The organism is Thauera linaloolentis 47Lol = DSM 12138 (genome assembly GCF_000310205.1).
Classification (GTDB): Bacteria; Pseudomonadota; Gammaproteobacteria; order Burkholderiales; family Rhodocyclaceae; genus Thauera; species Thauera linaloolentis.
On record NZ_AMXE01000106.1, the window covers coordinates 1 to 9975 of the forward strand.

Annotated in this window: 10 protein-coding genes and 1 pseudogene; 2 read left to right on the top strand and 9 right to left on the bottom strand. The window is 70.9% G+C overall.

What is annotated here, in order from left to right; all coding sequences use genetic code 11:
• The 7 genes from waaC to cobT all read right to left on the bottom strand — a co-directional run.
• The coding region (waaC, locus tag C666_RS17295) for a lipopolysaccharide heptosyltransferase I (protein WP_004345076.1) at positions 1–810 on the bottom strand (810 nt) is incomplete at its 3' end.
• 7 nt (positions 811–817) lie between these two features.
• Positions 818–1909 carry a lipopolysaccharide heptosyltransferase II gene (waaF, locus tag C666_RS17300; RefSeq protein WP_081593484.1) on the bottom strand — a complete coding sequence of 364 codons (1092 nt, stop codon included), beginning with the start codon at positions 1907–1909 and terminating at the stop codon, positions 818–820.
• Between the two features lie 16 nt (positions 1910–1925).
• Positions 1926–2888, bottom strand: coding sequence for an ADP-glyceromanno-heptose 6-epimerase (rfaD, locus tag C666_RS17305; RefSeq protein ID WP_004345079.1), 963 nt, complete (start codon positions 2886–2888; stop codon positions 1926–1928).
• Positions 2889–2914: 26 nt separating this feature from the next.
• Complete coding sequence (gene rfaE1 / locus C666_RS17310) at positions 2915–3874, bottom strand: D-glycero-beta-D-manno-heptose-7-phosphate kinase (protein WP_004345080.1); 960 nt, start codon at positions 3872–3874, stop codon at positions 2915–2917.
• A gap of 112 nt (positions 3875–3986) precedes the next feature.
• A complete protein-coding gene (cobC, locus tag C666_RS17315) occupies positions 3987–4550 on the bottom strand; it encodes an alpha-ribazole phosphatase family protein (protein WP_004345081.1) in 564 nt (187 codons plus the stop codon).
• 14 nt (positions 4551–4564) lie between these two features.
• Positions 4565–5380 carry an adenosylcobinamide-GDP ribazoletransferase gene (locus C666_RS17320; protein WP_004345084.1) on the bottom strand — a complete coding sequence of 272 codons (816 nt, stop codon included), beginning with the start codon at positions 5378–5380 and terminating at the stop codon, positions 4565–4567.
• Between the two features lie 8 nt (positions 5381–5388).
• Complete coding sequence (gene cobT / locus C666_RS17325) at positions 5389–6444, bottom strand: nicotinate-nucleotide--dimethylbenzimidazole phosphoribosyltransferase (protein WP_004345086.1); 1056 nt, start codon at positions 6442–6444, stop codon at positions 5389–5391.
• 353 nt (positions 6445–6797) lie between these two features.
• Here cobT and C666_RS17330 point away from each other — a divergent pair, with 353 nt between their 5' ends.
• Both C666_RS17330 and C666_RS17335 read left to right on the top strand, forming a co-directional pair.
• Complete coding sequence (locus tag C666_RS17330; RefSeq protein WP_004345089.1) at positions 6798–7874, top strand: YjgN family protein; 1077 nt, start codon at positions 6798–6800, stop codon at positions 7872–7874.
• Positions 7871–8950, top strand: a complete 1080-nt coding sequence (locus tag C666_RS17335; RefSeq protein WP_004345091.1) for a M48 family metallopeptidase — start codon at positions 7871–7873, stop codon at positions 8948–8950. The genes C666_RS17330 and C666_RS17335 overlap by 4 nt, the downstream gene beginning before the upstream one ends.
• A gap of 36 nt (positions 8951–8986) precedes the next feature.
• Here the strand turns inward: C666_RS17335 and C666_RS17340 are convergent, their stop codons facing one another.
• Together C666_RS17340 and C666_RS17345 are read right to left on the bottom strand one after the other, a co-directional pair.
• Positions 8987–9562 carry a Uma2 family endonuclease gene (locus C666_RS17340; RefSeq protein WP_037999999.1) on the bottom strand — a complete coding sequence of 192 codons (576 nt, stop codon included), beginning with the start codon at positions 9560–9562 and terminating at the stop codon, positions 8987–8989.
• Positions 9563–9598: 36 nt separating this feature from the next.
• Positions 9599–9975 (bottom strand): annotated as a pseudogene (locus C666_RS17345) (bifunctional adenosylcobinamide kinase/adenosylcobinamide-phosphate guanylyltransferase); the annotation flags it as partial.

Below are 9975 nucleotides of genomic sequence, written 5' to 3' on the forward strand. Positions count from 1 at the left end.
AGTCTCGGCGGCGACGCCGGCCAGCGTCAGGCGCGGCAGCACCTGCGCGCCGGGCAGGCCGGCGGCGATGCGTTCGGCGCGTTCGTGTTCGGCGGCGCTGCCCCACGGCAGGCGCACCTGCCAGCCCGCCGCGCAGGCGCGCTCGGCGAGCTGGTGCCAGTAGGTTTCCGGCCAGTGCTTGGTGTCCCAGGTCGTGCCGTGCAGGAAAACGAGGTAAGGGGCGCCGGCCGCGGAGATACCCGTATTCCTTGCGTCGCCGCTTCCCGCCATCACTCGTGCCCGATCCAGCCCGTAGGGGTCGGCGGCGGGTGCGCCGTTGCCGAAGCCGGCAGCAGCATCGGCGGGTAGCGCATAGCCCAGTGCCCGGGCGAACAGTTCGCGCACGCGCAGCACCGCATGCCGGCCCCAGGCCACGCAGTGGCGATGGCGGTAGAACAGGCTCGCCAGCGGTTCGCGCGCCGAGCGCCGGTCCAGCCCATGCAGCGGGCCGCGCGCGTGGCGCGCCAGCCAGGCGCTCTTGAGCAGGCCCTGGGCGTCGATCACCGCATCGTATGGCCGCGCGCCGATTGCCGTGCGGAACGCCGCCCACTCGCCGCTGCGCCGCGCCTGCAGCGGGTGCTTGCGCCAGCGCCGAACGGCAACCGGAATCACCGCGTCGACCGCCGGATGCCAGCGCGGGATCTCGGCAAAGGCTTCTTCCACCACCCAGTCGAAGCGGATGCCGGGGAGGGCGCGCACGGCGTCGGTCAGCGCGGGCAGGGTGTGGATGACGTCGCCGAGCGAGGAGGTCTTGACGATGAGGACCCGCATCGCCGCGTCAGGCTCCGGGAAGAGAGGAGGGAACAAGAGGGATGACAGCCGCAGCGCTGCGTTCGCTGGCGGGCGCCGAACAGGGCAGGCCGAGCTCGCCCAGCGCCGCCAGCACGCGCTTGGGTGCGATGTCGGTCAGGCAGCGGGTGTGGCCCAGTGGGCAGACGCGCTTGAAACAGGGCGAACAGTCCAGCCGCAGGGTCTGGATCGAGACACGTTGCGACAGCGGCGGCGTGTGTTCCGGGCTGGACGAGCCGTAGATCGCCACCAGCGGCACGTCCAGCGCCGCCGCCACGTGCATCAGACCGGAATCGTTGGTGACGGCGGCGGCGCTCATCGCCAGCAGGTCCACCGCATCGCCCAGTGCGGTGAGGCCGGCCAGGTTGCGCACCGCCGGGTTGCCGGCGGCGATGGCCTCGCCGGCTTCGCGGTCCTTGTTCGAGCCCAGCACCCAGACCTGGAAGCCTTGTTCGGCCAGGCTGCGCGCGAGCGCGGCGAAGTGCGGAATCGACCATTGCTTGGCCGGGCCGTATTCGGCGCCGGGCATGAAGGCCACGGCCGGAACCCCGGCGGGCAGCGCGTGCGCTTCGCGCAGGCGGGGCTGGTTGTCCGCCTGCGCGATCAGGCGTGGCATGGGAAAGGGGGCGGGCAGCGGCGTGCCGGCCGGCGCGGCGAGCGCGGCGAAGCGCTGTACCGTCATCGGCAGTGCGGCCTTGTCGAGCGGGCGCAGGTCGTTGAGCAGGCCGTAGCGCATCTCGCCGCGAAAGCCGGTGCGCCGAGGGATGCCGGCGAAGAAGGGCACGAGGGCCGATTTCAGCGAGCCCGGCAGCACGATCGCCTGATCATAGCCCTCGCCCGCCAGCGACTTGCCCAGCGTGCGGCGCTTGCCCAGGCCGAATTCGCCGTGGCCGAGCGGCATCACCACGCCGCGCCGGACCTCGGGCATGCGTTCGAGGATGGGCAGCGACCAGCCCGGCGCGAGCACGTCGATGTCGCACGCGCCGCGCAGCTTGAGCGCCTTGAACAGGCTCTGCGCCATGACCATGTCGCCGACCCACGACGGGCCGACGACGAGGATTCTGCGTGCGCTGGATGACATGGGTCGCGGCCGCCGTTCAGCCGTGCCGGGCCAGCCAGTCGAGGTAGGCCGGCACGCCGGTCTCGACGTCCATGAACGGGCGGTCGTAGCCGGCTGCGCGCAGCGCGCCCATGTCGGCTTCGGTGAAGCTCTGGTAGCGGCCCTTGAGATGGTCGGGGAAGGCGATGTAGTCGATACCGCCGCCTTCGCGGCCCTGCGCCCGGTGCCAGCGGGTGGCGGCGTGGGCGACGTCGTTGAAGCTCTGCGCGCGGCCGGTGCCGAGGTTGAAGATGCCCGACACCTGCGGGCTGTCGAGCAGCCACAGGTTGACCGCGACGATGTCGTCCACGTGGATGAAATCGCGCCGCTGCTCGCCGGGGCCATAGCCGTCGCTGCCTCCGAACAGGCGCACGCGGCCCGATTCGGCGAGCTGGTTGTGGAAGTGGAAGGCCACGCTCGCCATGCTGCCCTTGTGCTGCTCGCGCGGGCCGTAGACGTTGAAGTAGCGCAGGCCGACCACCTGGCTGCCGATGCCGGCCAGCTGCGGGCGCAGATGGCAGTCGAACAGGAACTTGGAATAGGCGTACATGTTGAGCGGCTGCTCGAACTCGCGCGCTTCGCGGAACACCGGGCCCATGCCGTATACCGAGGCCGACGAGGCGTAGATGAGCGGCACCCTGGCGGCCACGCACCACGCCAGCAGCGCTTTGGTGTATTCGTAGTTGACCTTCATGACGAAGCGGCCGTCCCACTCGGTGGTGGACGAGCACGCGCCTTCGTGGAACACCGCCTCCACGGCGCCGAAGCGTTCGCCGGCCTGGATGCGGGCGAGGAAATCGTCCTTGTCCAGGTAGTCGAGGATGTCGGCGTCCGACAGGTTCAGGCATTTGCGGCCATCGGTGAGGTCGTCGACCACCAGGATGTCGCGGATGCCGCGCGCGTTGAGGCCATGGACGATGTTGCTGCCGATGAAGCCGGCGCCGCCGGTGACGATGATCATGTGGGTATCCTCTGTCTGGTTCGGGGTCAGGCCGCCTGTGCGGCGTTGCGCAGCGCCGCGGCCAGTTCTTCGGGGCTGACGGTGGCGGTGCCGAGCTTGCCGACGACGATGCCGGCGGCGACGTTGGCCACCGCGGTCGCCTCGGCCAGCGCCAGGCCGCAGGCCAGGCCCGCGCCCAGCACCGCGACCACCGTGTCGCCCGCGCCGGTGACGTCGAACACGTCGCGTGCGCGGGTCGGCAGGTCGAGCGGCGCCTGGCCGGCCTGCAGCAGCGTCATGCCGCGCTCTGAGCGGGTGATCAGCACCGCGTCGAGGGCGAGCGATTCACGCAAGGCCTCGCCGCGTTCGCGCAGCGTGGCCTCGTCGGCGCAGTGGCCCACCACGGCTTCGAATTCGCTCATGTTGGGGGTGATGACGGTGGCGCCGCGGTAGCGGCCGAAGTCCGTGCCCTTGGGGTCGACCACTACCGGCGTGCCCTGGCCGCGCGCGATGCGGACCAGGCCGCCGACCTGGGCCAGCGTGCCCTTGCCGTAGTCCGACAGCACGACCGCGCCGGCGCCGGGCAGGGTGTGCTGGAAGGCCTGCTCGATACCGGCCGACTCCAGCGCGGCGAAGCTGTCCTCGAAATCGAGCCGGATCAGCTGCTGGTGACGGCTGATGATGCGCAGCTTGGTGATCGTCGGGTGCTGCGGGGCCTCGAGCAGGCGGCAGACGACGCGGCCGGCTTCGAGCTTGTCGCGCAGGCGCTGCGCCGCCTCGTCGCGCCCGACCAGCGCCACCAGTTCGGTGTTGCCGCCCAGCACGGCGGCGTTGAGCGCGACGTTGCCGGCGCCGCCCGCGCGGAATTCGTCCGCCTCGACCTTCACCACCGGCACCGGCGCCTCGGGCGAGATGCGGTTGGTGGAGCCGTGCCAGTAGCGGTCGAGCATGACGTCGCCGACGATCACGAGGCGGCCACGGGAAAAATCGGGCAGGGAGGTCGGCATGGCGCGGCTGGGGCAAGGATTCAGGGGCGGAATTATCCCACGAAGCCGCCCCGTGCTGCGAGAACGGCCACTGCGCCGCCACGGGCGAGGTGGCCCGCGCCCGCCCGCGGGCTCAGCGGTTGAACCAGCGCAGGGCCACGCCCCAGTCCTCGACGTCCAGCCGTGTTGCCTGTCCGCAGCCGAAGTCCAGCCCCAGCCAGCGTTCCGGCGGCAGGCCGAGCAGATGGCCGGCAAGCACGCGCAGGGGGCCGCCGTGGGCGACCACCACGACCGGCGCGGCGGGGGCCGAGGCCTGCAGTTCGTCCAGCCAGTGCAGCACCCGCGCCGTCATTTCGCGCGCCGATTCGCCACCGGGGGCGCGGAAGCCGAGCGGGTCGGCGGCCCAATCGTCGATGGCCGCGCCGATGGTGCTGAAGGCCTGCCCTTCCCAGGCGCCGAAGTGGATCTCCTTCAGGCGCGCGTCGAGGCGGAGGGGGGCGAGCGGAGTGGCGAATTGGTCGGCGAGCATCCGGGCGCGGACGAGCGGGCTGGCATGCAGGTCGAAGCGTTGCGGCAGCAGCGGGCGCAGCCGTGCGGCGACCTCGGCGGCGGATTCGGCGATGCCGATGTCGAGCTGGCCGTAGCAGATGCCGGGCTCGATCGCCGGGCGAGGGTGGCGGATGAGGTGGAGTTCCATCGTCGGGTGGTGTCCTATGCGCCGGCCGGGGCGATCAGCGAGGCGAGCCGGGGCGCGGCCAGCAGGCCGGCATAGCAGGCCAGTTCGGCCAGTTGCTGGGTGGCGCCGAGCAGGTCGCCGGTATGGCCGCCGAGCCGGCGCATGAACAGGCGCGCGCACCAGGCGGTGACGGCTGCGGTGGCGGCGACCGCAGCGAGCGCTTCGGTCGGCGTCAGCAGGGCCAGGGGAAGCAGCCCGCAGGCGCCGGCGATGGCGAGCCCCGCCGGTGTCAGGCGCTGCGCCACGGGGGCCGATTTGCCGCTGCCGTCGGCGCGCGCATAGGGCAGCAGGTGGACGAGGCTGGTGGCAGCGAGGCGCGACAGCGGATGGGCGACGAGGAGGGCCGCGACGATGCCGGCCGGCAGGCCGTCGGCGCCAAAGGTGCCGGTCTTCGCCAGTTCCAGCAGCGCAGCGGCCTTCGCCAGCAGCAGCAGCGCGACGCCGATGGCGCCGTAGCTGCCGATGCGCGAGTCTTTCATGATCGCCAGCACCTGCGCCTTGTCCCAGCCGCCGCCGAGGCCGTCGCAGGTGTCGGCGAAGCCGTCCTCGTGGAAGGCGCCGGTGATGCGCACCGTGAGCGCCATCGACAGGATGATGGCCAGGGCCGGGGGCAGCAGCCACGAAAAGGCGAGGTATCCCGCCGCGCCGGCCAGGCCCACCACCCAGCCGACCAGCGCGAGGTAGCGCGCCGCGTGCCGCAGGCGGTCGGCCGACCACGGCACCCAGGCGGGCACCGGCAGGCGGGTGAAGAAGCCGAGCGCGGTCAGGAACAGTTCGAGCTGGTAGCGCATCGGCGCCGTCAGCCCTGTTCGTCCTGTCCGCTGACGCCGGCCGACTCGAAGCTCGCCATGTCGTTGAGGAAGTTCGCCGCGGCCTGTATCAGCGGCCAAGCCAGCGCTGCGCCCGTGCCTTCGCCCAGGCGCAGGTCCAACTCCACCAGCGGCTCGGCCATCAGGTAGCCGAGCTGGACGCGGTGGCCCGGCTCGAGCGAACGGTGGGCGAACACGCAGTAGGGCAGCACGTTGGGGTTGATGGCGTGCGCGGCGAGCAGCGCCGAGGTGACGATGAAGCCATCGATGACGAGCAGCATGCGCCGTTCGGCGGCGCCGAGCATGGCGCCGGCCATCATCGCGATCTCGAAGCCGCCGTACTCGGCCAGCGCCAACAGCGGGTCGGTCGGCCAGCCGCCGCGATGCAGCGCCGCCTTCAGCAGCTCGCGCTTGTGCGCGAGGCCCGTGTCGTCGAGGCCCGTGCCGCGGCCGGTGACGGTATAGAGGTCCGCGCCATGCTCGGCGCCGATGAGGCAGGTCGTCAGCAGCGAGGCCGCCGCCGTGTTGCCGATGCCCATCTCGCCGAAGCCGACACAGTTGCAGCCGTTGTCCGCCAGGGCATGGGCGATCTCGCGCCCGCGCCGCAGGGCGGCGTCGCACTGTTCGGTGCTCATCGCCGGCTGGTCGAGATAGTTTGCCGTGCCCGGAGCGATCTTGGCGTCGATCAGGCCGGCGCGCTTGCCGAAGTCGTGATTGACGCCGGCATCGATCACGCTCAGCCCCAGCCCCATCTGCCGGCTGAAGACGTTGATCGCCGCGCCGCCGGCGAGGAAGTTCTCCACCATCTGCCAGGTCACGTCCTGCGGATAGGCCGACACACCGGCCCGGGCCGCGCCGTGGTCGCCGGCGAAGACGACGAGGTGGGGCTGGCGCAGTTCGGGCGTCAGCGTCTGCTGTACCAATCCGATCTGCAATGCGAGTGCTTCCAGGCGGCCGAGCGCGCCGAGGGGCTTGGTCTTGCGGTCGATCTTGTGTTGCAGTGCCGGGGCGAGGGCCTGGCTGGGTGGAATGATGTGGATCTGCATGGCTGGAATCGTGGGTGCTGTCCTTCGGGTGTGGCGGTGGCAAGCCGCGAGCGTGAGACGAAAGGTAGCAGATCGTGCTAGCCGCGGCACTCCCCACTTGCCATGCTGCGATGCCGCAATTGCCCTGGTGATTGCCGTTTCATTTGTTTGTCATTGCATATATCATCGCTGCCGGGTTTTGTGCCGCCGAGCCGCCCCAAGGCAAAAAAAGTCCCCCTCGGGGGCAGCGACCCGCGCAGCGGCGGAGCGTGGGGGCCTTCCCTCCCGCCGGGCCGCCCCAGGGCGAAAACCTTTCATGCGATGCCCGGTGCCGGCGCAGCGCGACTCGAAGCATGCATGCCGGGAGGGCAGGAATGACGGAAGCGGTTCATACGGGAGTGTTCGAGGGCGCGCTCGACAGTGGCGTGCCGGTGCCGCCGGTGGCCGCCGCATCCGCCGCCATCGCCGGCGGCGGGCCGAGGGTGCTGCCTTTCGCGTTCAGCGGCAAGGGCTTCGAGTTTTTCCGCATCTGGATCGTCAACGTGCTGCTGTCGATCGTCACCCTGGGCGTCTATTCGGCCTGGGCCAAGGTGCGCACGCAGCGCTACTTCTATGGCAATACCAGCCTCGACGGCAGCAGCTTCGAATACCTGGCCACGCCGATGCAGATCCTGAAGGGACGGCTGATCGCCTTCGCCCTGTTCGCGGCCTACGCCGTCGCCGACAGCCTGGTGCCGCTTCTCGGGGCCGCGCTGATGCTGCTGCTGATTCTTGCCACGCCGTGGATCGTGGTGCGTTCGCTGGCCTTCCGCAATCGTCACAGTGCCTGGCGCGGGGTGCGTTTCGGCTTCGACGGCAGGGTGGGTGAAGCGGTCAAGGCCTTGCTGCTGTGGCCGCTTGCCGGCGTGCTGACGCTGGGCCTGCTGATGCCGCTGGCGATGCAGCGCCAGCAGCGCTTCGTGATCGACAATTCACGCTACGGCACCAGCCGGTTCGGTTTCGAAACCGGGGCGCGTCCGTTCTACCGCTTGTTCCTGCTACTGTTGCTGGCAGGGGCGGTGGGCGGCGGCAGCAGCTTCCTGCTCGGCATGCTGTTCCCGCCGCTGGGCATGCTTGCGGCGGCACTCGTCTATCTCGGGCTGTTCGCATGGTCCAAGACCGCCTTCACCAACCTGGTGTTCGGCGGCAGCGCGCTCGACGGACATCGCTTCGTGGCCCGCTACGCGTTCGGGTCCTACCTGATGCTGATGCTCGGCAATGCGCTGGGCATGGTGCTGACGCTCGGCCTGTTCTACCCCTGGGCCAGGGTGCGCAACGCGCGCTATGCGGCCGGGCACATCGATTTCGTCGCGGAGGACGAGCTCGACGGTTTCGTCGCCGCGCAGCGCGACGCGGTGTCGTCCACCGGCGGCGAGGTCGCGGACCTGTTCGACGTGGATATCGGCCTGTGACGCAGGCGGGCGGAATCGCCGGCGCCTACTTCGCGCCGGGCGGCTCGGCGCGGGTGCGCGCAGTGCTGCGTTCCGATGCCGGCGGCGTGCGCATCGAGGCCATCGGCGGCGAGGTGCTTGCCGGACCACAGGCCGTGGCTGCGTTGCAGGTGAGTTCGCGCATCGGCGATACCCCGCGTTTCGTGCGCTTTGCCGACGGCGGCGCGTTCGAGACCGCCGACAACGCTGCGGTCGATGCCTTGCTGCTGCCGCTGCGGCCGCGGCACGGCCTGGCGCACCGGCTGGAGTCGCGGCTGCGCTACGTGCTCATCGGCCTGGCGGTGACGCTGGCTTTCGCCTGGGGCGTGGTGCGCCATGGCATTCCGGCGCTGGCCGAGACCGCCGCGCATGCGGTGCCGCCCGGCATGGCCGCGCGGCTGGGCGACGGCGTGCTCGAACTGCTCGATGGCCGGCTGCTCAAGCCCAGCGCCTTGCCCGCCGAAGAGCAGGCGCGGCTGCGCGCGCGTTTCGAACCCTTCCTGCGCAGTGCGGGCGGCGGCATGCCGCTGAGGGTGGAGTTTCGCGATGCGGCCGCCAGCGTGGGGCCGAATGCGCTGGCGCTGCCATCGGGCACGCTGGTGTTCACCGATCAACTGGTGCGGCTGGCGGGCAGCGACGAGGAACTAATCGGCGTGCTCGCCCACGAGATCGGCCATGTCGAGCATCGCCATGCGCTGCGTCATGCGATCCAGGGCTCGACCCTGGGGTTGGCGGCGACGGTGTTGACCGGCGACATTTCGTCGATATCGTCGGTGATCGCGGCGATTCCCGTGATCCTGACCGAACTCGGCTATTCGCGCGACTTCGAGTTCGAGGCCGACCGCCATGCCGCCGCCGTGCTGCGGCAGCACGGGCTGTCGCCCGCCGTGCTCGGTGATCTGCTGGCACGGCTCGATCGCCGCCACGCCGACGATTGCGCCCGCGAGGCGGCCGCAGCCGGCGGCGGCGACTGCCATGGCGAGGACTGGTGGCGCTATCTCTCCACCCATCCGCCGACCGCGGAGCGCATTCGCAGGATCGGCGGACAGGACGGCTAGGGCGTGCGGCCCGCCAGCGTGTGGTGCCGGCGGCGCTCAGGCGGGATCGGCGGGCAGGTCGCGGTACAGTTCGGCGAGCGGCAGCGCGAAACCGAAGGCGGGCAGGGCGAGGCCGGCGCTGTCGCCGCTGGCCTCGGTCAGCAGCCAGCCGCCTTCCGCAGTGCGGGAATAGCATTCGGCGTGGGCACGGTCCTGCGACAGGAACAGTACGGTCTTGAGCCCGGCGAAGCGGCGGTAGGCGGCGAACTTGCCGCCGCGGTCGTAGGCTTCGGTCGAGGGCGACAGCACCTCGGCGATCAGCACCGGGTCTTCCTTGACCTGGCGGCGGGCGCGGTCGGCGTCCGAGCAGGTGACGAAAACGTCCGAGTAAAAGAGATCGCCGGCTTCGGCCAGGCGCAGGCGGACGTCTGACATGAACACCGAGCAGGGGGTGCCGTGCAGGCTGTTGCGCAAGGCCATGTAGGCATTGCCGCAGATCAGGTTATGCACATCCGACCCCCCGGCCATCATGAACGCCTCGCCGTTGAAGAATTCCCAGCGCTCCGGCTGGTCCGCCTCCCAGGCGAGGAATTCGTCCACCGTCATCACGTGTTTTTCCGCAGGCAGGTCCATGGCAATCTCCCGGTGTGTCCGTCGGCTTGCAGTCCAGCCTTCCTTCAGCACCAGCGGCAGGCCGGCGGCGACGAACACCACGCGCGGGCACAGCGCCGCCACGGCCTGGTTCAGCCGTCCGGCCTCGTCGCGGAACAGGCGGCCGAGCGGCGTCTCCGGCACCAGGCCGAGGCCGACTTCGTTGGCGACAAGGATGATGCGCCCCGGCAGGACGGGCAGCGTGGCGAGCAGCGCGTCGCGCTCGGTGCGGAACGCGGGCAGCGCGTCGGCATCGGCGCCGGGAGGCAGGGTGACGGCATCCGCCAGCAGGTTGGCGAGCCACAGGGTGAGGCAGTCCACCAGCAGGCAGCGGCCGGGCGCGGCCTCGCGGCGCAGGGCGGCGGCCAGCGCGAGCGGCGCCTCGACCGTGCGCC